This is a genomic window from Sanyastnella coralliicola, from assembly GCF_030845195.1.
GTDB classification, from domain to species: Bacteria; Bacteroidota; Bacteroidia; order Flavobacteriales_D; family Sanyastnellaceae; genus Sanyastnella; species Sanyastnella coralliicola.
Genome location: NZ_CP132543.1, coordinates 1,344,419 through 1,369,875, shown reverse-complemented (window position 1 = coordinate 1,369,875; position 25,457 = coordinate 1,344,419). Strand labels below are relative to the sequence as shown.

Sequence of the window (25,457 nt, the reverse complement as noted above, 5' to 3'; positions counted from 1 at the left end):
TACTTTCTTCAACGATTAAATTTCAATTCCCATAAAGCTCATGAACGCCATTCCCATCAAACCAGTAATGATGAATGTAATTCCTAGTCCGCGAAGCGGAGCAGGTACATGAGAGTAGCGGATCTTCTCACGGATGGCTGCAATCGCAACAATCGCTAGCCACCATCCAACTCCAGAACCAAGTCCGAATACAGTTGCCTCCCCGATCGATGGGTACTGGCGCTCTTGCATGAAGAGTGCACCACCAAGGATCGAACAGTTTACTGCGATAAGTGGTAGGAAGATTCCAAGTGCTCCGTAAAGTGCTGGAGCGAACTTCTCAACGATCATCTCAACCAACTGTACCATCGACGCAATTACGGCGATGAACATGATAAAGCTGAGGAAGCTGAGGTCTACTGTTGCGTACTCAGGAGAGATCCAGGTGAGGGCCCCTTCTGCCAGTACGTAGTTTTCTAGTAGGTAGTTGATCGGTACAGTGATTCCGAGTACGAAGATCACGGCGAAACCAAGACCAACCGCCGTCTTAACTGTCTTTGATACCGCTAGATAAGAACACATCCCCAAGAAGTAGGCGAAGATCATGTTCTCAATAAAGATACCTTTTACGAATATGCTAAAGTATTCCATGGCTGTTCTTAGTTTTCTTCGATCAATTTAGTGTTACGTGCACGCTGGATCCAGATGATCACACCCACAACCACAAGGGCCATTGGAGGAAGGATCATCAAGTTGTTGTTTTCATAGAATCCTCCATTAGCCATCCATCCTGACCAATCTGGGTCAAAGAATTTCACCTGACCCATCCCTGGGAATGAAATCGCTCCGGAACCGAAGATCTCACGCACGATAGATACGGCCAAAAGAATCCAAGCGTAACCCATGGCGTTACCAATCGCATCAAGGAATGATGGTCCTGGCTTGTTACCTAGAGCAAATGCCTCTAGACGTCCCATGATGATGCAGTTCGTGATGATAAGACCTACGAATACCGACAGCTTCTCAGAGATGTCTGGTAGGAAGGCTTTCAGAACTTCATTTACGATAATTACAAGTGCTGCAATAACAACAAGCTGCACGATGATTCGGATTCGATCAGGAATCGCGTTACGAAGCAACGATACGATTACGTTACCTCCAATCATTACGAACAATACTGAGAGTGACATAATCACAGCCTGTTGAAGCTGTACTGTAATCGCGAGTGCTGAGCAGATACCTAGTACCTGAACAGTAATTGGGTTGGAATCATTCAGAGGGTCTGAAAGCAGCTTCCTATTCTTTTTCGAGAATAGTGGCTCAGACTTCTTCTCAACCGCTTTTTCTACTTCTTTTACTTCAGTGCTCATCGTTCTGCGCGTTGATCGTTAGCGTTAGTAAAGTATTTCACGTAAACCGGAAGTGTACGGTTAAGCATTTCATCCACCCCTTTCGAAGTGATGGTACCTCCCGTGATTCCGTCTACACTGTGTTCGTTCGTAACTGCTCCCCCTTTCAGGACAGAGAACATTGTCTTCGGATCTTCAAGGTTCAATTCTTTCCCTTCAAATTTTACCGTGAAGAAGTCCTCCTTTATTTCAGCCCCAAGACCTGGAGTTTCTGTTTTGTGATCAAACTTAGCTCCGTAGATTGTTTGAAAATCTTCTTCAAGAGCAACATAACCCCAAATTGGACCCCAAAGACCAGTTCCGACCATTGGGCATACGTAGAGCGTAGTGTCATTTTTAACACACTTGAAAACTGGGTAGTTTACATCTGCGTTAGCAAGTCTATTCTCAAGTTCTTCCGGATTTTTTCCTGAAGTTTTTACGATTCCCTTGATCGAAGACCTGTAATCTTTCTTTACGTCAATATTGAATGGATCTTGTTTGTCATTCGGGTCAATCTTCCCTGATGCCTGCTCCACCAAGTTTCCAGAGTAATCAACAGAAATGCGTTCTACCACGAACTGTGAGAACAAGTCTGCCGCATTTTGACGCGTTGATTCTACCTTGATTGCACCCAGGATGTCCATACGCTTCTTATCTGCATCATTCTGTTGCTGACGCTCTTTGAGTGACACCGAAGTAATCGCCAAGATCGCTCCAACCACCACTACCATGGCGATCGCAAAGAAGAATGTATACCCGTTGCTATTTTTATTTACTGCCATTGCTTTAGGTATTACGCAGCCGCCGTAGCGAGTGCAGTTCGTTTCATTCGACGTTTGATGTTCGCTTGAATTACGTAGTGGTCAATCATAGGAGCCATTACGTTCATAAACAGGATAGCCATCATCACCCCTTCTGGATAAGCAGGGTTGAATACACGGATCATAATCGAGAAGAAACCTCCAAAGAATCCGTAGATGAGTTTACCTGTGTTCGTTTGTGCCGCTGTTACCGGGTCAGTTGCCATGAAGACCATACCGAACATGAATCCACCAATGACGATTTGGTGAACTGCTGGTAGCGTCATGTAAGCGTTCGCTCCGAATGCATTGAAGATGGCTCCCATGGCCAAACCTCCGATAAGGAAGCTCAACATGATTCTCCAGCTACCAATACCTGTCCAGATCAAGATTCCAGCTCCGATAAGGATGGCAAGTGCACTTGTTTCACCGATACATCCAGGAATCAATCCTAGGAATGAATCCATGAACGAGTACATGCCCGCGTCTCCGAACATACCCATGACACTTCCTGCGACTTCGCCATCGACTGGCTTACCAACAGTGTTCGCTAGGTGACCAAGCGCTGTCGCACCTGTGTAACCGTCAGCCAACATTCCGTTAGTTGCAGAAGCCGCTACGTCGTGGATCCAAATCTCACCTGACATTTGTTTCGGGTAAGCAAAGAACAAGAATGCACGCGCCGTAAGTGCGACGTTCAAGATGTTCATTCCAGTACCACCAAACACCTCTTTACCAATGATTACCGCGAAGGCAGTAGCAACCGCTACCATCCATAATGGTACATCCACTGGCATAATTAATGGAATAAGCATCCCTGATACAAGGAAACCTTCATTGATTGAGTGCTTTCTAAGTCCTGCAAATATGAACTCGATTCCGAGTCCGACACCGTATGATACAACGATCAACGGTAGTGTTTTCACCAGTCCTACTTGGAATTTCTCCCACAGCATTGCGCTGTATGGGTCAGCTGTAGTGATTTCTCCAATTGATAGGTAGTATTGGTGACCAACATTCCACATTCCAAACAACAGTGCTGGAACCATGGCAACGATCACCAAGAACATGGTACGCTTCAGGTCGATGCTATCACGGATGTGAGCTCCTTTCTTAGTAACGTGACCTGGCGTGAATGCGAAGGTTTCGAGTGAATCATAAACCACCCAGAAGCGCGAGAGCTTCCCTCCTTCAACGAAATTCGGCTTTACCTTCTTCTCTAGAAAATTATGAAGTGCTTTCACGGTATGACGATTTTCTATGCTTAACTAAATTCTTTCATGATGGTATCCAACCCTTCGCGAACAATGTCTTGAACTTCAATTTTTGAGGTACAAGCGTATTCACAAAGCGCGAAATCCTCGGGAGCTACTTCGTAGATCCCTAGTTTTTCCATCGAATCGATATCGTTGACGATGATCGACTTCACCAATTGAACTGGATAGATGTCAAATGGGAATACCTTCTCGTACTGTCCGGTAACAACGAAGGCGCGATCTTCACCATTTGAATTGGTATCCAAGTTGAATCGTTTGCTCTTTGGCATCAACCACGTTGGGTAAGCGTGTGAAAGAGAGAACTTCTTCAATCCTGGGCTCAACCAACCATCAGTCAACAAGAACTTTGGCTCCTTCCCTTCAGGAATAGCCGTGATCTGGTGATGGTAGTAACCAAGGAAGCCATCGGTAGTGATGTGATCACCTGTCAAAACGTTTCCGCTGATGACACGAGTATTATCATCCTTGATTTGGCCGTTAAGCATAGATGAGACGTTGGCTCCTACAGTAACTCGGTAGTACTTCGGTTGATTCACTTGAGCACCAGTCAATGCAACAACACGCTGCATATCAAACTTACCAGTGCGAAGGAATCTTCCGATGTTCGCTACATCCTGCGCTGCAATCGTCCAAACGACTTCACCTTTGTTAATCGGATCAATGTGATGGATCTGAACCCCTGGGTTTCCAGCTGGGTGTGGACCACTCACTTGGTGAACCTGTGCATCAACGCCGTTGAAGGCTTTGCTGTCAGGACGAACACCCAGGTGAACTGGTTTTCCATCAGCAAGAACTTTCAAAGCAGCCAGACCTTCTTTGAAGTTGTCAGCTTCTCCTTCCATCACGAAGTCACCGTCAGGTGCTAGTGGTGAACTGTCGAAACCAGCAATGAAGATCGACTTTGGTGTGCTCTCCGGATTCGCAACAATAGCGAACGGACGCTGTTGGATAAGCGGCCAGCAGCCTCCTTCCAACAAGTGAGCACGAAGATCAGCAGCGCTCATTGAGCTCGCAGACTTTGCTCCGAAGTCTTTAAATTCATTTTGGGCATCAGCTTTGATACGTACTTCTAGAATGCGGCGTTTTTCACCACGTACGACCTCGTCAACAGTTCCACTAACGGGAGCGTTGTACTTGATCGAGTCATTGTACTTATCAAAAAAGAGGACATCACCTGCTTTCACGCGGTCACCTTCTCGCGCAACGAGTTTCGGTGTAAGACCGTGGAAGTCAGTCGGCTTGACCGCATATAGGTCAGTCCGTGCAGGATTTTCAAGGGTTTTATCAGCTACTCCTACGAGTCTGATATCACTACCCTTACGTATACGAATCGCTTTCGCCATTTTAGGGAAGTATGCGTTATTTTGGTGCGCAAAATTAACACTTTGTGAACGTCATTGTTATTTGTACGTTTCAAATAGACCCAATTTAGAATCATTCCAAATAAACCCTCAGGAGCTTGAATAACTTGTCTTTCAGCCACATTTTACTGACGATTTCAACACTCGTTGTTAGCATCTCATGCACAGTTTCAGACTCGTCTGTCAGTCATACGGCCCCAATTGTCACTGAAACCGATTCTGAATACTTTCATGACTACCGCAATATTGACCGGATCTATGAACCGTACATCAGAACTGTACTGCTTCACCCGGTTGACAACCCTCTCCTCGCTCCTATCATTGATCTGAATTCCCCAGCCCAGCTGGAATTGCGCTTTGATGATCTACATGGAGGCTTTAAAGATTATTGGATCAGCGTCACCCATTGTGATTATGAGTGGAACGATAGTGACCTGCTCGCATCAGAATACATTCAAGGGTTTCAAGAGCTCATGATCAACGACATCGAACAAAGCTTCAATACAGTACAGAACTACACAAACTACGCTATCAATTGGCCTAATGACATGAGCAAGCCCATGCTCAGTGGGAACTACATCCTAAAAGTATATGAGGAAGGCTATGAAGAAGAACCTGTGTTCACAAGAAGGATCGTTGTCACTGAACAACTTTCCCGTTTCCGACCGCAGGTCAAAGCATCAACCATCGTAGCAGACAGACGTTACCGCCAAGAAGTAGATTTTGACCTCATCGAGGCCGAGTACAAGTTATATGACCCTTACAGCGACCTTGAAGTTGCTATTCTACAAAACCATCGATGGGACAACGCCATCACAGGCCTCAAGCCAGTCTTTATGAAGGGCACTGAACTCGTCTATGACTTTGATGAGGAGAACAACTTCGACGGACTGAATGAATTCAGATGGTTTGATTCCAAAAGCCTGAGGTATGCTGCCGTGGGCACTGACAGTATTCGTGAAATCAAAGGTGAATGGCACTATTACCTCCAGCCTGATTTAAGACGCACGTATGAAGTCTATCGAACAGATCGTGATATCAATGGCGAATTCCTCATTCGCAACGACGACTTCGATGACCATCTTGAATCACAGTATATTTATACGCACTTCTACCTCCCTTTCGATGAGCAACTCTACCAACAAGAGGTCTATATCATCGGCGGATTCAATCAGTGGGATCACTTCGAAGAAAATAGGATGACATGGAACCCGAGAAAGAAGCGCTACGAATGTACCCTCTACCTCAAACAAGGTTATTATAATTACATGTACAGCATCGTTTCAGCCGATCATCCGAACGGAACCCAAGCATTTATTGAGGGGAATCACCAGATGACAGAAAACGAGTATACCATCCTCGCCTATTACTCTGACCCCGCTGGTTATGATCGAGTGATCGGTGTTCTTACCACAGATTCCTTCAACGGACAGTAGGCTGGCTGTACTTCATACCTCCTCATTGCCTATTTAGGTTTCCAAAGGTTGCGTCCAAACCAAGGATCAACATTTTAGAATGTTGAAAGGGCTGAGAACTTTTCGTGATAATTGAATTGAATCTTGCAGCATCAATTCTAAATTATGCGAATCAGAACTTTACTCTCAGCGATCTTAATGCTGTTTGCTATCGGTGCAAATGCACAGATCGTTATCAACGAATTCCAACCTGACTTGGACCAGGTGGAAATCAAAAACCTGGGAATGATGGAAGTGCCTGTAGGTAACTACTTCCTCTGCTCTTTCCCAATCTACACTGAAATTGAAGACATGACAATCGTCTCTGGAGACCTCAACCTAGGTCCAGGAGAGATCCTCGTTGTCTCGGGTCACGAGATGGGTGATTCAGATGACGAACTCGGACTTTACATCCTCCCTCAATACTCTAACTCCGGTGCAATCATTGACTACGTAGAATGGGGAAGCTCAGGCCACGTGCGCGCAAACGTTGCTATCGGTGCTGCAATCTGGTCGATGGGAGACTTTATCCCAACGGTTAATGCTGGAGAATCTGTGCAGTGGGACGGTGAAGGCGACACTTCAGGCGATTGGTTCCTTGGTGATGACACTTTCGGAGCTGAGAATCTCGGTGGATGTGACGCTGAAGGTGGAACAATCTCTACGGATGATCCAACAGAGATTTGCGCTGGCGATGGTGAAGCTGATCCGATTAATGTGACATTGGAAGGCGCTTCTGGTTCGAACTCTGCATGGGTAATCACAGATGATCAAGCGAATATCCTAGCACTACCTGAAGGTAGTCCATTCGACCTTGAAGGCGCTGGCGGTGGTGTTTGTCTGATCTGGCACTTGAGCTTTGAAGACGGACTCATTGGAGCTGAAGTGGGAATGAATGCGAATGACCTCGAAGGATGTTTCTCTCTATCAAACGCAATCACAGTGACACGTAATGGTGTTGCTGGTGGTACTCTTTCTACAATCAATGATGACAACACATTCGAAATCTGCGCTGGTGACGGTGTAGCTGATCCAATCGAAGTAACGCTTGAAGGTGCTGAAGGACAAAACTCTCAGTACGTTATTACTGATGATCTCGGGAACATCCTTGCACTTCCTGAAGGAGCTGGTCCATTTGACCTCGAAGGTGCTGGTGGCGGTACTTGCCTCATCTGGCACTTGAGCTTTGAAGACGGACTCGAAGGTGCAGAAGTTGGAATGAACGCAAACGATCTTGAAGGTTGTTACTCTCTTTCTAACCCTGTAACGGTAATCCGTAACGGTGTTGCTGGTGGAACCATCTCCACAGAAGACGAGACAACAATCTGTGCCCTTGATGGAGAAGCAGATCCAATTAACGTAACCCTAGAAGGTGCTGAAGGAAGCAACTTCGCATGGGTAATCACTGACGATCTCGGAAATATCCTTGATCTTCCGGCGAACGGTCCTTTCGACTTTGATGGCGCTGGTGAAGGTGTTTGTTTGATCTGGCACTTGAGCTTCGAAGATGGACTTGAAGGCGCTGAAGTTGGAATGAACGCGAATGACCTTGAAGGTTGTTACTCTCTTTCTAACCCGATCACCGTAACACGCCTTGTAGGTGACCAGTGTGACTGTGAAGCTGAAGGAGGAACAATCTCTACAGAAGATCCAACAGAGATCTGCGCTGGTGACGGTGTAGCTGATCCGATCAATGTGACATTGGAAGGAGCGTCAGGGTCAAACTCTGCATGGGTAATCACTGATGATCAAGGAAACATCCTTGCGCTTCCTGCAGGTAGTCCTTTCAACCTTGAAGGCGCTGGAGGTGGTGTTTGTCTAATCTGGCACTTGAGCTTTGAAGACGGACTCGTAGGAGCTGAAGTTGGAATGAACGCGAATGACCTCGAAGGTTGTTACTCTCTTTCTAACGCGATCACGGTAACACGTAATGGTGTTGCTGGTGGTACCCTCTCTACTATCAATGACGATAACACCTTCGAAATCTGCGCTGGCGACGGTGTAGCTGATCCAATCGATGTAACGCTTGAAGGTGCTGAAGGACAAAACTCTCAGTACGTTATTACTGATGACCTCGGTAACATTCTCGCGCTTCCTGAAGGAGCTGGTCCATTCGATCTCGAAGGAGCTGGTGGCGGTACTTGCCTCATCTGGCACTTGAGCTTCGAAGATGGACTCGAAGGTGCAGAAGTTGGAATGAACGCAAACGACCTTGAAGGATGCTACTCTCTATCGAACCCTGTAACGGTCATCCGTAACGGTGTAGCTGGAGGAACTATCTCTACAGAAGACCCAACAACAATCTGTGCATTGGATGACAACCCAGACCCAATCAACGTAACGTTGGAAGGTGCTGAAGGATCGAATTCTGCATGGGTAATCACTGACGATCTTGGAAACATCCTTGGTCTTCCTGAAGGTGGACCGTTTGATTTGGACGGAGCAGGAGAAGGAATCTGCCTGATCTGGCACTTGAGCTTTGAAGACGGACTTGAAGGTGCAGAAGTTGGAATGAACGCGAATGACCTTGAAGGTTGTTACTCTCTTTCTAACCCAATCACTGTAACACGTTTAGTTGGAGAAGATTGTGATTGTATTGTTGACGGTGGTACGTTGACTACTGAAAATGAAGACAACACATTTGAGATCTGTGCCGGTGACGGCGTAGCTGATCCAATCGATGTAACACTTTCTGGTGCTATCGGAACGAACTCTGCATGGGTCATCACTGATGACGCTGCAAATATCCTTGCGCTTCCTGCAGGACCTCCATTCGATCTTGAAGGCGCTGGTGGCGGTACTTGCCTCATCTGGCACTTGAGCTTCGAAGATGGACTGATTGGTGCTGAAGTTGGTATGAATGCAAATGACCTCGAAGGTTGTCACGCGCTTTCTAACCCAGTAACTGTCATCCGAAACGGAGTGAACGGTGGTGTATTGACTACAGACAATGAAGACAACACTTTCGAAATCTGTGCTGGTGACGGAATCGCTGATCCAATCGACGTAACACTCGAAGGTAACGAAGGACAAAACTCTCAGTGGGTGATCACTGACGACGAAGGCAATATCCTTGCACTTCCTGCGGGTGGTCCATTCGATCTTGACGGAGCTGGTCCTGGTACTTGCCTCATCTGGCACTTGAGCTTCGAAGATGGACTCACAGGAGCTGAAGTTGGTATGAACGCGAATGACCTTGACGGTTGTTACTCACTTTCTAACCCAGTAACGGTGATCCGTAATGGAATCGCAGGAGGTACGGTAAGTACTTCAGATGGTGAAACTATGGTTACCGTGATTGTTGGTGATGGTGATGCTGATGAATTTGAATTCGCTAGCGCGGAATCGGAAGGTGAAAACTTCGTATTCATCGTTACTGATCCTTCTGGAGAAATCATCGACATCCTAGACGGCAACACAGCTGACTTCGAAGGAGCACCAGCAGGTATCTGCTACGTATACGGATTCTCTTACTACGGAACGCTTGAAGCAGAAGTAGAGAACAACATCGCAGACATCACATCAACTGGAGATTGTTTCCAAATCTCAGAGAACTTCGTAACCATCGATCGCCAGCCTGTAGGAGTTTACGAGGTACGCGTAAACGCACTCAACGCTTGGCCAAACCCGGTCAACGAAGCAGTGACTATCGAACTTCCAGAAGCAGTGCAAAACGCACAGCTAACTATCTACAATACGCAAGGTCAGATCGTCTTGACGACGCAGATGAGCGGCAGCGGGAATCAGCAGGTTGACGTTTCCCAACTAGCTACCGGAGCATACCATCTACACCTAACCAATGGTGACCAAACGTATCGTGTGGCCCTGTTGAAACAATAACCGTTTCGTAAATGGTAACAGGGAGGCCGGTCTTTCGAGATCGGCCTTTTTTTGTGCGGCTTTGCCGCTGAATCTATAATCGAAAAACGATAACCGTTAACCAACGACTAATGACCAATAACTAATGACTAATGACTATTGGAAACGTCTCCATCTAGTAAATCAGTTATAGATTATTGATTATCGTTTTTCGATTCAAATCATCTGTGTTGATCTACAAGCACCGGATTCCCATCCGGATCCAAGAGAATAAAACTCGCAGGCCCTTCTGGACCCGCATCAATCTTGGTAGTGAAGCTTACCCCCTCTCCTTCTAGTTTTGTTTGAAGGTCTCGGATGTCTGTGAACTCATCAACATTCTGAGCGTTCTGATCCCATCCAGGGTTGAAGGTGAGAATATTCTGTTCAAACATCCCTTGAAATAATCCGATAACGGTGGATCCGTTTTTCATGATCAGCCAATTCTGTTCCTCAACACCGCCCATGGCGCTGAATCCGAGTTTTTCATAAAATGCTTTTGATGCTTGAAGGTCTTTCACTGCAAGGCTTACTGAGAAGGCTCCGAGGTTCATGTTTTTTGGTTTGTGGTTCGTGGTTTGTAGAACGTGGTTTACTGTCTCTTTGGGAAGAAGGCGTTAGGCTTTAGGCGATAGGCGTTAGTATTTTTAGTTATAGACTAAAGTCTCTAGACTAAGGCCCGCCAAAAGGTAACAATTCCAAACCGCGATCCGCATTCCGCAATCCACCCCCCGCGATCCGCATTCCGCATTCCGCGATCCGCGATCCGCGATCCGCATTCCGCCACCCTCTACAACCGTTCGCCCGAAATTTCGTCGGCATTAAGTACAGTCGTATTAATTTCTTCAACAATTCATGCAACGAATTCGACACTTCGGTGTCTTTTTTGATAGAAGCATGTAACAAACAGGGACCTTTAGACGACTTATATAAAACCTTCATGATGAAAAGACTTCTACTCTTCGCTTTTACTCTCTTGACTTCTGCTACTGTTTTCGGTCAGATTAATTACTACTTCTCTTACTTCCAAGACGACTTTGATTACCTACAGAATGCTGATTCTGCGGTATTTGAAACGTGGGACGACCCGAATGCAGAGATTCCTATTGGTTTCGACTTTACGTCAATGGGTACAACTACGAATACCCTTTACATGTCTGATGATTTCCTAGGTGGAACTTTAGTTCTAGATGACATGAGTCCGACTTGGGACATGATTTGGGCTACCTCGGGTGATTTAATTGACGCTGGTTACGCGAATGGAGAACTTCTTTCGCCAATCACATATGAAACAACAGGAGAGCCTGGTACACGCATCTTCAAACTAGAATGGAAGAACTGCGGTACTTATAACGAATATGCACAGTCAGGAACTGCGGCGAATCAGATTTCATTGCAGCTTTGGATCTACGAAGGTTCAAATGATGTTGAATTTCGCTGGGGGCCTAATTCGTTCAAACAATCTGACCTATTGACCGATGATTTCTTTAGTTCGGGCCTACTTGACGACGCATCGCAAAACAATGAAATCGGCTACGCTATGTTCGTTGGTGGAACAGGGAACGCTCCAAGCCTCTTCGAAGGAAGTTCTGTAGATGAATTTCAACTTGCATCGTTGCTAACAATTCCATCAAACGGAATGGTGTACCGTTTTTCTACTACTCCTGTATCTGTAGAAGAAAATACTTCACTGGAATGGAACGTTTATCCTACAGCGACAAATGGTCTTGTGAACTTCCGTTCAAACTCAACAGAGCAGGTTGATTACCAGGTACTCGACCTAAGCGGACGAATCATTGATCAAGGGCTCTTCACTGGGTTTGATCAAATAGATATTTCAAACGAATCAAAAGGCATTTACCTCGTGCGCTTTGCCGCGGACGACGAAGTAAAGACCTTCAAAATAGTAAGGCAATAATCACTACAGATGGTTTTCTCTGAGGATTATTTCGAAACAACGAAAAAGGGCTTCCAACGGGAAGCCCTTTTTAGTGCTATTTATTTTCTGCATCACTGCTTGATGAAACGAGCCACCTTGCGTTGTGCATTCTTTGTAAACTCAATCGTGTAGAAGCCAGGTGCGTATCCTGCCATGCTTACTGCGAAGAACTGGCTGTCAGGACGAACCTCGAAAACAAGCTGTCCGATGTTGTCGTAAACTCGAACGCGCATGTCGTTGACGTCAGCTCCAGAAAGCGATACGTTCAACATCTCATTCACTGGATTAGGGAATACATTGACTTCCGCGCTAGCGAGATCTTCTACAGAAACTGCTGGCTGAGTACCTACAGTGAAAACACCTGAACCTTCAAAGTCAACCTGTGCTACCAAGTAATCTCCCATGTTGGTCAGTGGGAAGAATGCTGGAAGTACTCCAGGCTCGAAGTTCGTTGTAGGACTAGCTACAATACCGATTTCCTCACCTAGGTTATCCAATTCAGGAGCGTAAATTCGAACCTCCACAGTACCAACATCACCTGTTTGCTCGTAAGCCCATGTGCGGTCAACGTGCGGAGAAGTCAGTGGGTAACCAGTCGATTCCCATACCATTTCCATGAAGTCGTGCCCCCAGATCAAGTATTCTCCATCTTCCATATCGCTCGCTTCTAGCATGCGAACTACTCCTCTACCCTGAGCATCTGTATGCTTATCGTATTCTGTCTCTTGACCAATACCGGCCACTTCCATCGGCATATCGTAACGACCGTATAGTTGATCTGGACCCAGATCTACTCCGTAACGAACAGCAAGGTAGTTGCTCACCAATACACGTTGTGATTCGTAGAGACGACGTCCGTAGATAAAGTGCTCAGCAATCTGACCTTCTCCGAAACGCTCTTCGTAATCCCATCCGTAGCGGATAGACAATGGCTGTCCTGCTTGACGTGCACCATGATCAGTATCGTTGTAATCAAGACGGTTTCCATTGATGATCTTCTGGAAGATCTGCGCTTGCGGATGGTATTCGTAGATCAATCCGTAAATCTGTGGAGCTGAAGCATCCACAATCCATTCTGTAGGAGAGTTCTTCGATTGGTTGTTCTCATCCATGATTGACACGTTGAATAGTGCTGTTTCCTTCCATGGGTGCAGCAAGAATCCATTCGCCATACGACAAGAGGCCATCCATCCGTGATCGTTCCATTGGTTATCAGCTCCACGCGCTACAGAGAACACACTGATATCAACGCTTGATGGAATATCATCTGCGATGAAGAACTGGTTCTCTCCGTTGAATTCAACGGCAGGGAAACCATTGATTCCGTTGTCATCCATGCTAAGGGTTGGACGAGCATCTAGTGACTCTTGGAACGCGTCGTGGTCGTTACCTGAGATATCCATCCACTGTTGAACAGGATCTCCTTCCGCGCTAGCGAGCGCACCACCTTCTGTCGAGAAAGTACCTTCATCTGCACGCAACCAGAATGTCAAATCATCTTCGTCACCTACCCCACCTGGTCCGTATATACCGAACTCTTCAGGAGCCGGTTTGTACAACACACGCAGTGTATCAGAAGCATAGGTATCAAGTCCATCAAGATCAATGGCTGCTGCATCTGGAATCGTTAACTCAATCAAACCAAAAGCATCTGGTTCGATAGTAGCAGTGAATACCGGACCTCCAGTAAGGTTAGTCACCGTTCCGTTGATTACGTTGATGTCTGCTACATCAAAGTCGGTAACATCAATGTTGGTCAAGTTGCGGTAGAAACCGATGTTGACGTCAAACTCACCAAATACTTCTATCGCAGCATCTGGAGTGAGTGCCCAAGCTGTAGCAGGGAATACATTCACCTCGCTTCCGAATAGATCAGACTCCCAAAGGCCTCGTCCGTAAGTTGAAGCACGAAGTCTATTCTCTGCCGCTGTTTCACCGTAGAAAATCTCCAATTCAGTTACACGCACACCCAATGGCAATCCGTTGCTGAACGAAGTCCAATCGTCCATTCCAGCTTCGCGGTAGTAGATGCCCATATCCGTTCCGATGTATAGACCTTCATCCGTTCCGAGTTCGTAAACGATAGAGTTGATGCGTACATCTGGTAGTGTACCTGAGATGTCTTCCCAGTTCTCACCTTGGTCAATACTCTTCCACACTTTGTTGTCGAAGCCGAGGTAGACCCAGTTCACAGAATCAGGGTGTGATTCAAGAGCTGTTACAGGTGTCGTTACCCAAGGGAGGCTGTTTGAGATATCATCCCAAACCACCTCTTCCGCGTTAGCGAGAGCATTATTCGTGCGGAAAAGCTTACGAGAACCTTCCGTCCCGTAAACCACATTCGTATCAGCGCGGTGCTGGATCAATACCCCCATGTTTGAGAGGTTATTGCCTCCGAGGTTATTCGAAATACGCTCCCAAACCAAGCTGTCTTTTTCAGGGTGCTTGATGTTGCGACAACGCCACACATTCTTCATGCCGAGGAACATGGTGTTCTCATCTTCTTGGCTGACAAACCAAGGCGAAAGCCAAGCTCCAGATTCATCGATACCCAATTCATTGACACCTGCAATCTTCTGGTTTGTTACGTTATCGTTTGTGCGATACACTTGACCGTAGTAGATCGAGTTGTAGTAAACTCCCTCATCCGTTGGGTCATATTGGCATTCGAAACCATCGGCTCCACCAGCGCGATCCCAAACCACACCGTTGTAGATCATCGTACCATTGTCTTGGTAACCAGTAAGTGCGTCGTTGCCCGTGAATGGTGCTTGTCCGAACTTATAGATCTGTCCTGTTACGATATTGCTTGAGATGTCAATCCAGTTCGTACCATTTTCCAAACGGTACATTCCCCCGTCATTCGCGAGGTACAGCTCATTGGTATGAGGTGAAAATTCTAGCCAGTGCTGATCAACGTGTAGGTAGCTGTTTTGCATGTCAATCCATGTCACCCCACCGTCATCACTGCGCTTCATGCGAATACCACCAACATAAATGCGCTCTGGGTTCACCGGATCTGCATTCATACAGAGGTCATACCATGCTTGACCTCCATCACCAGATCCATCAGCCGACCAGTCGAGAATGTTCGGTGAATCTGACATCTCTTCCCAGGAGATTCCACTATCTGTAGACTTGAATAGCGCACGGAAGTTCGTTTGGTTAGCCGAACAGATGTAAACGTATTCCGGGTTCGCTGGCGTTACCGCGATTACATTCCGTGTACCGTTCGTCAACCCGTTACCAATTTGGCTGAATGATTGTCCGTTATCGTCACTGCGGAAGAAACGTCCTTGAGCCGTTGCATACACGATTTGTGAATCACCTGGCTTGAACTCCACTTCCTTGTAGAACATGCTGTTACTTGTGTGTTCCCATGAAGCACCGTAATCATCAGAGCGGTGAACTCCTTCGTCTGTTGCGGCAATAATCACTCCGGGGTTTTCTGGATCACACTTCATATCACCGATCGTGTAATCCTCGATGCCTTCGTTTGAAAACTCCCAAGAGATTCCTCCATCTGTAGACTTCATTACCCCCATTCCTGGAGCATCGCCTGCGTCACGGTCACCTGTTCCGATATACACGATATCCGGATCAAATGGATCGAAAGCAATCGCACTCACTCCAAGCGTTGGCAAGTCATCAGTATTGGATTCCCAAGTATTACCACCATCGTACGAACGCCATAGTCCACCAGCAGGAGCACCACAGAAAATGATGTTCGGATCTGTTGGGTGGAAGGCCACCGTGTTCATACGTCCGATACCTGGAATGTTCTCTCTTGTTGTCTGAAGATCAAGGATTGGCCCTAGTACTTGCCAGTTCCCCTCTTCACTTCTAGCGAGGCGGTGTTGTAGCGCTTCTTGGTAGGCACGACTCATATTGCTCCATTGCGGCACCTTGCCATCAGAGGTCAAACGACCTTCCATTAGCAATTCCCAACGTTTGAAGGGCTTCCAGCCACTTCCCGGAGTAATTTCCTTTCCTTCCCAGTATGCTTCAAATTGAGCTTGGATCTCTTCGAAGGTGAGATCTTCATCGTGCATTAAGACTGACCAATCTGGTCCGTTTTCGCCACTATCCTGCGCCAATACAGCGCTAGAGATCAGCAGCAAAGCCACCAACAGCAAGTTTCTCGACATGATTATTTCGGTTTAGGGCTGTAAGATACAGCGTGAATGCATTCAGAACACGACATCATCGTCTAAGGTTCAGAATGCTAGGACGACCAAAGCGATCAGGGGAATGACCTGCACATTTGATGTATCTTACCCCACATGGACGCGAGAAACAAGATCAACTTCCCTGTACTGATCCTCTTATTCATTGCCGGAGAAGCCATCTTTTTCCTTCCCTTCGTCCTACCCCGCATCTTCCGACTTACGCTCCTTCAAGTATTCGACCTGAGCAATTCAGAGCTGGGAGACCTCTTCTCTGTTTATGGCTTGGTAGCGATTGGTTGTTACTTCTTAGGCGGTCCGGTTGCAGATCGATTCAAAGCACGATGGTTACTATCGGGAGCCTTGATCATTACAGGGATTAGCGGTTTCTATCTGGCGAGCATCCCTCCAAAAGGTGCGTTGTACGGATTGTATGCTTTCTACGGAGTATCAACGATCATGCTCTTCTGGGCAGCTATGCTACGCGCCACGAGAGATTATGGAGGCGTAGGAAACGCTCCCCTCGCCTACGGTATTCTAGACGGCGGACGAGGATTGATTGCCGCACTAATTGGTTTCGTAGCGGTAGGCCTGCTCCAAGACGTTATCCCAACGGATGCAGGAAGCATCACCCCTGAAGAACGAAAAGAAGCCTTCCAGGTAGTGATTTACTTCTTCTCCAGCTTTGTAGTCTTGGCAGGACTAGCTGTGCTTTTCGCCTTACGCACACCTCCGCCAAGTGCCGCACAACCCCGCTTTGAACCGAGCCAAGTCTGGAAAGCGATCAAAATGCCGGCAGTCTGGAAGCAATCCTTGATCATTCTATGTGCTTATTCAGCTTATCGTGTCACTGATGCTTTTCCCGCGCTCGCGGAAACTTATCTGAACATGAATGAAAGCGCAGCTGCTGCATTCACGAGCCAACTACTTTGGGTACGTCCATTAGGAGCCATTGCCGGAGGAATCCTGGGAACATCGATTCGCACGAGTCGTTTGATCGTAGGCGCCTTCGCCATCATCTTCCTCTGCGGACTCCTTGTTGGTTTCGGCGCTAGCCAAGTCAGTATCCTACTCCCCTTCCTTATCATCATCATGGCCATGGCCTCCTCCATCTACGCCCTGCGAGGACTCTACTTCGCAGTAATGGAAGAAATGGAAATCCCTATCGCCATCACAGGAACGGTCGTAGGTATCGCCAGCATCGTCGGCTTCCTCCCTGACGTATACATGGCCAAACTGATTGGTGTCTTCCTAGACGATTTCCCAGGTAAGCAGGGGCATCAGTATGTTTATTTGTCGATGGCAGGGTTTGCGCTGGTAGGTGGGGTAACTGCTTTAACTATCGCTAGGCGTAAGGCGTAAGGCGTATGGCTTAAGGCTGGGGTTTTCCGGAGTCCGGCGTCCGGTGTCCGTTTTGCCTTCTAGTTACTTCAACTCTTCCGCGTTCCGCAATCCGCAATCCGTAATCCGCAATCCGCAATCCGCAATCCGCAATCCGCAAATGTCATTGAATAAAACTTGTAATTAATCAAATACATTCACTCATTAAAATTGGAAACAAACAGGTTCTCGTTAGGCCATCCTACGGTAAGATATCTCGTACACACGCCCTTCTCTCCCCCAAAAGGATGATGGTTTGGTTAATTACTTGTCGTAAAATTGATCCGTTAACAACATCAGCACAAAACTAATTTGTGATTACTTACTAAAACCGAACTATGAAATTAGCAGTCTTTACCATTGCCATAGCAATGTGCTGCCTAGGATGTAATAAAGAAGTGTCAGATCATTCATTTGAAGACTCGAAGAACATACCATCTATCATCCAATCGTCTCGATCATACAGCTTGGACCAACTACTCGAACTTGCAGACATCTATGAAAACAACCTTTCTGGACGTTCTGCCGTAGACTTAAGTCCACAGGATTTTAATTATGCTCTTGAAACAAAGATCAATAGGGATTTCCGTGCCGGAAGTAATCAAGGCTCTAGTAGACAATCGCATTTACTTTTTATTGATTTTGAGCTAGACAGCAATGGTATGATTCCCTCATCTCAGTTCGAAAGCATTGAAAATCAGATAACTTACCAAATTGACTACCTTGTGTCTCTAGGAGCCTAATTCTATATCGTCGATATCGAAGTTTTAGAGGGGCAACAAATCCTAGTTGACATTATAACAGTTGTGGGCTACGTAAATACTGATTTATCCTTCGGATATGCAATGCTACCAGACAATGGCAGTTATCAGCCTGTGGTGCTCAGTTTCGACAATATCATTAATGACAGGATTTTTTTCGAAGAAATTGACGACTCAGAATATTTCTTAACTGATATGTATCCAAACGAGAACATATACCCATATGGAATGACAATTGACCCTACTGAAATCATTGGTCCTTTGGGTATTTCTGACTGTCTAATGTACGAGGGTACCCTTGAAATATACGGAGGTCCTGAACTTGTATACGGCAACAATAATAACCAAGAGATTTGGATGTCCGGATCTCAGGTGAATTCCTACATAATGAAAGGAATTAATGAAATCGAAAGTCGCATTCCTAACGAAGAAGGTATGCAGCTAATAAGTCTGGAGTTCCATGTTGGATATAACGGAAATAACATTGGGGGAGACTGCCTTGCTGATGGATGCGACGAGTTCTATCCTTGTTTTGCTTACTACCATTATTGGAAAGAAGGATTTGCTGCACGAAAAGCCCTAATCAACAAGTGATGAAACATTTAATTTTCTTTTTTGGAGCGATAATAGCCTCGCATGCAGCTATTTCTCAGATCGAATATAACGTAGACTCTCCTTGTCAAAATTTTTGCGAATTTCTTCATGTTTTTAATGATGAAAACACTGTCGCTGTCATCACCGAAAACTGCGATGAATCTATCTCATCAAAGATTTATTCAATTCACCAAGGAGAGCTTATTCTGGAGCACACTTTTGAAGATGAATTAATTGTAGGCATTACTAGTTACAATGACATATGTCGGATTGTAACATCAGCTAATGAATCACATCATATACATTCTTTTTCTAGTGAAATTGAAGTCATTCATTCTCAGACCTTAGACTTACCTGTCGATGCAATCGTGTCCGAGATCATTTCAGACGAAGAGTACGTCGTTATTAGCTATTTCCTTGAATTTGAATTAGTCATCTCCCGTCATGATCTGGAAAGCGGCAGTGCCCAAGAAGAAATCAGCTTTGAGAATATACCCTCTACTCTTCGTCCTTTATCTGAAATTTTTTCCCGTCCAGATGGAACCGTAATCATATCCTTGGACTGTGAACACAAATTCAGATTTGACCCGCTAAACCTCACTAATGCCGTTCAACTTCCGCTACCTTATTCAGAAGATGAACAAATCTACTATGATCCGTGCTCTGGGCTTCTTGACGCTTTCAGAAGCCATCCTGACGAGGAAATTGCAATGGTTTCTGCGAGTACACTCATTGATGATGAGTTCATATATTTTTCTTTTGCAGAAGATGGAGAACTTTTATCGATAAATGCCTTTGACATCCCTGAGAACCACAATCCAAATGATTTTTGTTTCGATGACGAGGGCAATTTATACGTGGTCTATATCTATGACAATTTAGAATCAGGCGAAGTTATAAATGACCTTAAAGTCATACAATATTCAGCAGAAGGAGATATAATTGGGGATTTACATTTGAATATCCCCGAATGGGAACAATGGGGTCATCGAATCTCGATTCACGGAGACTCTCTATGGTTATACGGGTCTAAGTTCTTAGCAGAATCGCCTGATAGTTATGTCACTTCCATTTTTTCTACGAACCGCGATTTCTCATTATCCATCGACCATCCATTGGAACCTGCTTTTGTTCTTATCAATTCCGAAGCTTCACTTGGGTTTTCGCCTACTCAAGGGAAATTTGAACAAAAACTCATTGATCTTTCAGGTCGCGTCATAAGAGCTTCTGATCACCTTGGCATTTGGCCGAAATCTGAAATCCCAAGGGGCATCTATATTTTAACTGCAGAATCAGTTTCGACTTCGTTTTCTCAATTAGTCTCTGTCGAATAAGGATGACTTCACAAAATCGACGATTTGTTGGGCGATTTCGTTTTGGACGGATTTGATCCGTCCCTCTCGGGACTTTAAAGCCAATGTGGTTTCATTACCGCAATCCGCAATCATTCCACGTTCCACCGTCCACCGTCTACCGTCTACCGTCTACCGTCTACCGTCTACCGTCTACCGTCCACCGTCCACCGTCCACCGTCCACCGTCCACCGTCCACCCAGATATTGTACAAAGCAAAACGGTGAGTTACCTTTGCAAAATGAACCTGAGCGAACATCTCAAACATCCGGTCTTCAAAGTAGCTGGGAAAATTGCCGACGAAAAAGGTCAGCAAGCCTTTGCTATTGGTGGATACGTGCGAGATGTGATTCTTGGCCGACCGGTGAAAGACATTGACATTGTCATTGAAGGAAGCGGGATTGAACTGGCCAAAGCGACAGCCGCTGAGATGGGCGTGAAGAAGGTGGCCTACTACAAGAACTTTGGAACAGCTGCCTTCCGATTCAAAGACTACGACATTGAATTCGTAGGAGCACGAAAAGAAAGCTACCAGCGAGATTCACGCAAGCCGATTGTGGAAGACGGAACAATTGAAGACGATCAAAACCGCCGTGATTTTACCATCAACGCCCTTGCTCTCTCATTGAACGAGGAGAACTTCGGAGAGCTTGTTGATCCATTTGGTGGTGTGATTGACCTCGACGCTGGATTGATTCGTACTCCTTTGGAGCCGGACATTACGTACAGCGATGATCCTTTGCGCATGATGCGAGCGATTCGCTTTGCAACGCAATTGCGCTTCACCATTCACCACGATAGTCTTGAGTCGATTCGAAAGAATGCAGATCGCATCAAGATTGTAAGCATGGAACGGATCAGCGTTGAGCTGAACAAGATCATTGAGTCAAAACGACCTTCGATTGGATTCAAGCTTTTGCTGAAGACCAACCTGCTGCAACACATCCTTCCTGAGATGATTGCCCTCAAAGGGGTAGATCGTATCAACGGAATTGGTCACAAAGACAACTTCTACCACACCTTAGAGGTGCTCGACAACCTTGCTGCAACTTCAGATGATTTGTGGTTGCGTTGGTCAGCGATTCTTCATGATATCGCCAAGCCTGCCACGAAACGCTTTGATGAAGTGCACGGCTGGACCTTCCACGGACACGAAGACAAAGGTGCGCGTATGGTACCGAAGATCTTCAAGCGATTGAAGTTGCCTACGGATCATCGTATGAAGTATGTTCAGAAGCTGGTTGCGCTGCATTTACGTCCGATTGCATTGACAAAGGAAGAGATTACGGACAGCGCCGTACGTCGACTTCTATTCGATGCAGGAGATGACATTGATGATTTGATGTTGTTGTGCCGTGCTGATATCACCTCGAAGAATGAAGCGAAGGTGAAGCGTTACTTGAGCAACTACGATGTGGTGAAGGTGAAGTTGGTAGAGGTTGAAGAGAAAGACCGCATTCGCAATTTTCAGCCACCAATCTCAGGTGAGGAAATCATGAAGACTTTCGATATCCCTCCTTGTCGGAAAGTTGGGCAAATCAAGAACGCCATCAAAGAAGCTATTCTTGAAGGAGAAATTAAGAATGATCGAGACGAAGCTTACCACTTCATGATCAGTAAAGGAGGAGAACTAGGCTTGGCACCTACCAAGTAAGTTTTAGGATTCGATCCCCAGAAGTTTAACAAGCTCTTTTCTAATCTCCGCAAAATCCGTTGCTGGAATGATTTCTTGTTCCCAACGATGGTCTATGTGTTTCCCGGCCAGCTCTTCAGCCCATCCACCGCTGCCAAGTAAGGCAATCACAGGACGTTTATAGCTCCAAGCAAAAGCCATTTCCGAAAGGGTTCCTGCGGCACCTCCAACAGCAATGACAACATCAGCAGCAAGAACGTTCATTGAATTTCGAGCATAACCAATACCCGAAGGAATCACCACCGAATTGTACTCATTAGATTCCTCGAATTGCTCACCAGGAAGAATCCCTACGGATAGTCCGCCTGCTTCTGTGCATCCGCGAGCAACGGCTTCCATGAGTCCTCCTCTCCCACCAGTGATCGCTGTGATGTTCAACTCGGCCAGCATTTTACCGATGTCCATTCCCATTTGGTACTGTTCATCTGTGGCATCGTATCGACCGATTACGGTCACTTGGTGTCTTTTCGCTTTCATGGGCTAAAAGTACAAGGCTTTCAATGATTGCAACGAATCGAATTCTAGCAGATGCACCTATCTTCGTCAAGTGAACGTTTTACTGACATGAACCGAACTTTATACACACTTAGCCTAGTGCTCTTTACCCTCTTCCTCTGCTCATGCGAAGGAAACACAGACTACGTCCATACAATCCACAACTTCCACAATGAGCGAATCACGGTGATTCATCAATACATCGTAGGAGGTGATGCACTAGATCAACGCAGCATTGAGATCAATCCAGGTGATCACAAAGAAGTGATTTACCACAGCCAACTTGGCGGACGATCAGAACCAGGTCCTTTGTTCACCTACGAAGACTACCTGACTGTAATCAACGCACAGGGTGATACCATGACGAAAGACATTTACGACGACCAATATTGGGAAGTGTATTCGACGCATGAGCACAAGGTGCCGTCAGCTTGGCGACACGACTTTCATTTTTCGGTAAAATCGAACGACTTCGAATAAGAACATTTCTTGATTTCGTAGGTTCGTATCCTATTATGATCAAGATGAAAAAAGTACTCCTCGCCCTTCTCTCAGCTGCCCTCTTTTCTTGCGGTACTGAGCCTGCTTCAGATGAATCCCCTGAAACAACTCCGCCTCCAACAGAGCAACAAGGACAACGCATGCCTAAATCAGGTGTAGATCTCAACGGACAAGAAGTGAGCTACATGGCTGACTCCGTTGCTATGAACGGTTACTTGGTGTACGATAAGAATATTGAAGGTCAGCGTCCAGGCGTTTTGGTAGTGCATGAATGGTGGGGACATAACAACCACGCTCGACAAAGCGCTGAATACCTAGCCTCACTCGGTTATACTGCACTTGCGGTAGACATGTACGGTAATGGGCAAACGGCGGATCACCCTTCTGACGCTGGAAGTTTCGCAGGAGCTGTCATGTCTGACTTTGACGGTGCTACTGCTCGCTTTCTAGAGGCAAAGAAATTGCTTGAAAATCACCCTACCGTGACGAATGACAAGATTGGAGCTGTTGGCTACTGTTTTGGTGGAGGTGTCGTACTGAACATGGCTCGCCAAGGTGTTGATCTTGATGGGGTTGTGAGTATTCACGGTTCTCTTGGAGCTGCTGTGGAAGCAACAGATACGATTCAAACTAAAATTCTCGTGTTGACTGGTGAAGATGATCCTTTTGTTCCAGGTACGGCACGTGATGCATTTGCGTCTGAAATGACCGCTAACGGAGCCGACTATAAACTCATCGCCTACCCTGGTGCTGTTCACGCTTTTTCGAATCCTGAAGCGACAGCTAAAGGTGAAGAGTTTGATCTCCCATTGGCATACAACGCTGAAGCTGATTCGCTTAGCAAGGAAGAAATGAAGTCATTCTTCTCTATGAGCTTTGAATAGTTGCACGCCAACTACATTGAAGAGCCGTACGCAAAGTCGTATCTTTCGATCAAACTAACGACATGAGAAACCTATCGCTTCTTATTCTATCATTCTTGGTGTTGAACGTGAGCGCACAAATCACGATCACACAAGACGACATGCCCTCACCTGATTCGAGCTATTTCGTGACGAATGCGGGGCTATTCAACGACTACGATTTCAGCGAAACAGGTTTCGAATACACTTGGGACTACAGTGATCTAGAACCGGCCGGACAGCAAGAGCGCAACTACATTGAAGTTTCCGAAGCGCCATTCTCTTACCAGTTCCTATTTAACAATCCCTTCGACCAAGAACACCTTGCTGACCACGCCATTCAAACTGATGGGTTTCAGGTTGGCGAGTTTTCACTAGACGACTTTTACGAGTTCTATCAGCTCGACGAAGAAGCATATACCATCGTTGGTTACGGTGCTACAATTAACAGTATTCCCATTCCAGGGGTCAATGATCCAGTAGACAACGTTTATGAGTTTCCACTCGACTATGCTGACTTCTACGAAAGCTACAGCGAGTGGGAGGTTGAAGTCCCGACGTTAGGCGCCTACAAACTTGAGCAGTCAAGAGATGTGGACGTAGACGGCTGGGGAACCCTTATCACTCCATACGGTGAATTTGAAGTGATCAAAGTGCGCATGGAGATTGACGCGAATGACTCACTTTACATCGACTTCATCCAGCAAGGATTTACCTTCGAGCGTAACAGTGTCGAATACCACTGGCTAGCGAAGGAAGAAGGAATTCCAGTTCTCCGTGTAATTGAGAACCTTGGATTGGTTTCGCAGATTCTCTACAAAGACATTGAAGAAGAGGAAGAAGAACCAGATAACGTAGATGAGCTATTGCTCGCTCAGATGGACTTCTATCCTAACCCAACCAGAGGTGGGCTCTACATTTCGAATCTCCCTGCAGGGGCTTCGGTGACTGTATATTCATTGGATGGGAAAGTTCTTGAGCAAGGCATTCAATTCGGATTCGTTGATCTCTCGAACTTCGCGAATGGATTCTACCTAGTAGAAGTTCAAACCACTAATGCGGTTCGCAGAGAACGTATCAATCTGGTAAAATAATCTCCTCGGTGATATGATCGAAGAGCCACATTTTGGCTTCTGATCTGCTAACGAACAATCTGAACGGCTTCTCCGCTTTCAAGAAGGCTAGTGAGAAGTTTTTCAAGATCACGCGCAGCGGTGCTTTAATGACAATGGCCTTAGCCACACAACCATCCATCGCTTCCTTGCTCCCTAAGTACTGAAAGGCCTCTTTATCTAGCAATAAGTGATCTTTTGGAATCACTATGAGCACCGGAAGTTCAAACCCCATTGACATTTCCTTCCGAAAGCGCTCCATGCGCTGAATGGTACGTAGATCAATGATTAATTCAGGTTTGAGCTCAACGACCAGGATGCCATCACTATAGCGGAAGAACGCCTGTGGCGTCTCGCTTTTGAAGTCATCAAGTTCCTCTGGTCGAAGGTTGTGCATGGTCGCAAATTACGCGGACCTCTGCCCTGTTTGAACTCGCTAGCG

General features: G+C 46.1%; 20 protein-coding genes. 11 read left to right on the top strand and 9 right to left on the bottom strand.

Annotated elements, in window-relative coordinates; all coding sequences use genetic code 11:
- Positions 1-15 precede the first annotated feature (15 nt).
- Genes nqrE through RA156_RS05750 form a run of 5 tightly spaced genes read right to left on the bottom strand, consistent with a single transcriptional unit; the run spans position 16 to position 4,790 of the window.
- Entirely contained in the window at positions 16-630 is a 615-nt protein-coding gene (gene nqrE, locus RA156_RS05770; RefSeq protein WP_306643606.1) for an NADH:ubiquinone reductase (Na(+)-transporting) subunit E, read from the bottom strand.
- An 8-nt stretch (positions 631-638) separates the two neighbouring features.
- On the bottom strand, positions 639-1,349 hold the full coding sequence (locus RA156_RS05765; protein WP_306643605.1) for an NADH:ubiquinone reductase (Na(+)-transporting) subunit D: 711 nt from the start codon (positions 1,347-1,349) through the stop codon (positions 639-641).
- Complete coding sequence (gene nqrC, locus RA156_RS05760) at positions 1,346-2,152, bottom strand: NADH:ubiquinone reductase (Na(+)-transporting) subunit C (protein ID WP_306643604.1); 807 nt, start codon at positions 2,150-2,152, stop codon at positions 1,346-1,348. The genes RA156_RS05765 and nqrC overlap by 4 nt, the downstream gene beginning before the upstream one ends.
- A gap of 11 nt (positions 2,153-2,163) precedes the next feature.
- A complete protein-coding gene (locus RA156_RS05755) occupies positions 2,164-3,414 on the bottom strand; it encodes an NADH:ubiquinone reductase (Na(+)-transporting) subunit B (protein WP_306643603.1) in 1,251 nt (416 codons plus the stop codon).
- Between the two features lie 20 nt (positions 3,415-3,434).
- The gene (locus tag RA156_RS05750; RefSeq protein WP_306643602.1) at positions 3,435-4,790 is read right to left on the bottom strand and encodes a Na(+)-translocating NADH-quinone reductase subunit A; all 1,356 of its coding nucleotides are present in this window, start codon (positions 4,788-4,790) and stop codon (positions 3,435-3,437) included.
- Between the two features lie 116 nt (positions 4,791-4,906).
- On the opposite strand from RA156_RS05750, the gene RA156_RS05745 reads away from it, so the two are divergent.
- Positions 4,907-6,244, top strand: coding sequence for a type IX secretion system plug protein (locus RA156_RS05745; RefSeq protein ID WP_306643601.1), 1,338 nt, complete (start codon positions 4,907-4,909; stop codon positions 6,242-6,244).
- Between the two features lie 144 nt (positions 6,245-6,388).
- Positions 6,389-10,102 (top strand): T9SS type A sorting domain-containing protein, encoded by a 3,714-nt coding sequence (locus RA156_RS05740; RefSeq protein WP_306643600.1) that lies wholly within the window; start codon positions 6,389-6,391, stop codon positions 10,100-10,102.
- Between the two features lie 200 nt (positions 10,103-10,302).
- On the opposite strand, the gene RA156_RS05735 is transcribed toward RA156_RS05740, so the two are convergent.
- Positions 10,303-10,674: a VOC family protein gene (locus tag RA156_RS05735; protein WP_306643599.1), complete on the bottom strand. Its 372-nt coding sequence runs from the start codon at positions 10,672-10,674 to the stop codon at positions 10,303-10,305.
- Positions 10,675-11,063: 389 nt separating this feature from the next.
- Here RA156_RS05735 and RA156_RS05730 point away from each other — a divergent pair, with 389 nt between their 5' ends.
- The gene (locus tag RA156_RS05730) at positions 11,064-12,038 is read left to right on the top strand and encodes a T9SS type A sorting domain-containing protein (RefSeq protein WP_306643598.1); all 975 of its coding nucleotides are present in this window, start codon (positions 11,064-11,066) and stop codon (positions 12,036-12,038) included.
- A 92-nt stretch (positions 12,039-12,130) separates the two neighbouring features.
- On the opposite strand, the gene RA156_RS05725 is transcribed toward RA156_RS05730, so the two are convergent.
- On the bottom strand, positions 12,131-16,207 hold the full coding sequence (locus RA156_RS05725; RefSeq protein ID WP_306643597.1) for a VPS10 domain-containing protein: 4,077 nt from the start codon (positions 16,205-16,207) through the stop codon (positions 12,131-12,133).
- A gap of 135 nt (positions 16,208-16,342) precedes the next feature.
- Between RA156_RS05725 and RA156_RS05720 the strand changes: the two genes are divergently transcribed.
- The 5 genes from RA156_RS05720 (at position 16,343) to RA156_RS05700 (ending at position 21,966) form a co-directional block, all read left to right on the top strand.
- Entirely contained in the window at positions 16,343-17,587 is a 1,245-nt protein-coding gene (locus RA156_RS05720) for an MFS transporter (RefSeq protein ID WP_306643596.1), read from the top strand.
- Positions 17,588-17,943: 356 nt separating this feature from the next.
- The gene (locus RA156_RS05715; RefSeq protein ID WP_306643595.1) at positions 17,944-18,348 is read left to right on the top strand and encodes a hypothetical protein; all 405 of its coding nucleotides are present in this window, start codon (positions 17,944-17,946) and stop codon (positions 18,346-18,348) included.
- Between the two features lie 102 nt (positions 18,349-18,450).
- Entirely contained in the window at positions 18,451-18,960 is a 510-nt protein-coding gene (locus RA156_RS05710) for a hypothetical protein (protein ID WP_306643594.1), read from the top strand.
- Entirely contained in the window at positions 18,960-20,294 is a 1,335-nt protein-coding gene (locus RA156_RS05705; RefSeq protein ID WP_306643593.1) for a hypothetical protein, read from the top strand. The genes RA156_RS05710 and RA156_RS05705 overlap by 1 nt, the downstream gene beginning before the upstream one ends.
- 259 nt (positions 20,295-20,553) lie before the next feature.
- The gene (locus RA156_RS05700) at positions 20,554-21,966 is read left to right on the top strand and encodes a CCA tRNA nucleotidyltransferase (RefSeq protein WP_306643592.1); all 1,413 of its coding nucleotides are present in this window, start codon (positions 20,554-20,556) and stop codon (positions 21,964-21,966) included.
- Between the two features lie 3 nt (positions 21,967-21,969).
- Here RA156_RS05700 and RA156_RS05695 read toward each other — a convergent pair whose 3' ends face one another.
- Positions 21,970-22,482: a TIGR00725 family protein gene (locus RA156_RS05695; RefSeq protein WP_306643591.1), complete on the bottom strand. Its 513-nt coding sequence runs from the start codon at positions 22,480-22,482 to the stop codon at positions 21,970-21,972.
- Positions 22,483-22,569: 87 nt separating this feature from the next.
- Between RA156_RS05695 and RA156_RS05690 the strand changes: the two genes are divergently transcribed.
- The 3 genes from RA156_RS05690 (at position 22,570) to RA156_RS05680 (ending at position 24,997) form a co-directional block, all read left to right on the top strand.
- A complete protein-coding gene (locus RA156_RS05690; RefSeq protein WP_306643590.1) occupies positions 22,570-22,980 on the top strand; it encodes a hypothetical protein in 411 nt (136 codons plus the stop codon).
- Positions 22,981-23,024: 44 nt separating this feature from the next.
- On the top strand, positions 23,025-23,885 hold the full coding sequence (locus tag RA156_RS05685; protein ID WP_306643589.1) for a dienelactone hydrolase family protein: 861 nt from the start codon (positions 23,025-23,027) through the stop codon (positions 23,883-23,885).
- 62 nt (positions 23,886-23,947) lie between these two features.
- Positions 23,948-24,997: a T9SS type A sorting domain-containing protein gene (locus tag RA156_RS05680; protein ID WP_306643588.1), complete on the top strand. Its 1,050-nt coding sequence runs from the start codon at positions 23,948-23,950 to the stop codon at positions 24,995-24,997.
- Here the strand turns inward: RA156_RS05680 and RA156_RS05675 are convergent.
- Entirely contained in the window at positions 24,981-25,412 is a 432-nt protein-coding gene (locus RA156_RS05675; protein WP_306643587.1) for a DUF7793 family protein, read from the bottom strand. The genes RA156_RS05680 and RA156_RS05675 overlap by 17 nt on opposite strands.
- Between the last annotated feature and the right edge of the window lie 45 nt (positions 25,413-25,457).

Coding starts and splice junctions, on each gene's coding strand:
- RA156_RS05720 (WP_306643596.1), top strand. CDS start 16,343: ATGGACGCGAGAAACAAGATCAACTTCCCTGTACTGATCCTCTTATTC.
- RA156_RS05725 (WP_306643597.1), bottom strand. CDS start 16,207: ATGTCGAGAAACTTGCTGTTGGTGGCTTTGCTGCTGATCTCTAGCGCT.
- RA156_RS05710 (WP_306643594.1), top strand. CDS start 18,451: ATGCTACCAGACAATGGCAGTTATCAGCCTGTGGTGCTCAGTTTCGAC.
- RA156_RS05740 (WP_306643600.1), top strand. CDS start 6,389: ATGCGAATCAGAACTTTACTCTCAGCGATCTTAATGCTGTTTGCTATC.
- RA156_RS05715 (WP_306643595.1), top strand. CDS start 17,944: ATGAAATTAGCAGTCTTTACCATTGCCATAGCAATGTGCTGCCTAGGA.
- nqrC (WP_306643604.1), bottom strand. CDS start 2,152: ATGGCAGTAAATAAAAATAGCAACGGGTATACATTCTTCTTTGCGATC.
- RA156_RS05695 (WP_306643591.1), bottom strand. CDS start 22,482: ATGAAAGCGAAAAGACACCAAGTGACCGTAATCGGTCGATACGATGCC.
- RA156_RS05750 (WP_306643602.1), bottom strand. CDS start 4,790: ATGGCGAAAGCGATTCGTATACGTAAGGGTAGTGATATCAGACTCGTA.
- RA156_RS05700 (WP_306643592.1), top strand. CDS start 20,554: ATGAACCTGAGCGAACATCTCAAACATCCGGTCTTCAAAGTAGCTGGG.
- RA156_RS05680 (WP_306643588.1), top strand. CDS start 23,948: ATGAGAAACCTATCGCTTCTTATTCTATCATTCTTGGTGTTGAACGTG.
- RA156_RS05705 (WP_306643593.1), top strand. CDS start 18,960: ATGAAACATTTAATTTTCTTTTTTGGAGCGATAATAGCCTCGCATGCA.
- RA156_RS05675 (WP_306643587.1), bottom strand. CDS start 25,412: ATGCACAACCTTCGACCAGAGGAACTTGATGACTTCAAAAGCGAGACG.
- RA156_RS05730 (WP_306643598.1), top strand. CDS start 11,064: ATGAAAAGACTTCTACTCTTCGCTTTTACTCTCTTGACTTCTGCTACT.
- nqrE (WP_306643606.1), bottom strand. CDS start 630: ATGGAATACTTTAGCATATTCGTAAAAGGTATCTTTATTGAGAACATG.
- RA156_RS05685 (WP_306643589.1), top strand. CDS start 23,025: ATGAAAAAAGTACTCCTCGCCCTTCTCTCAGCTGCCCTCTTTTCTTGC.
- RA156_RS05735 (WP_306643599.1), bottom strand. CDS start 10,674: ATGAACCTCGGAGCCTTCTCAGTAAGCCTTGCAGTGAAAGACCTTCAA.
- RA156_RS05690 (WP_306643590.1), top strand. CDS start 22,570: ATGAACCGAACTTTATACACACTTAGCCTAGTGCTCTTTACCCTCTTC.
- RA156_RS05765 (WP_306643605.1), bottom strand. CDS start 1,349: ATGAGCACTGAAGTAAAAGAAGTAGAAAAAGCGGTTGAGAAGAAGTCT.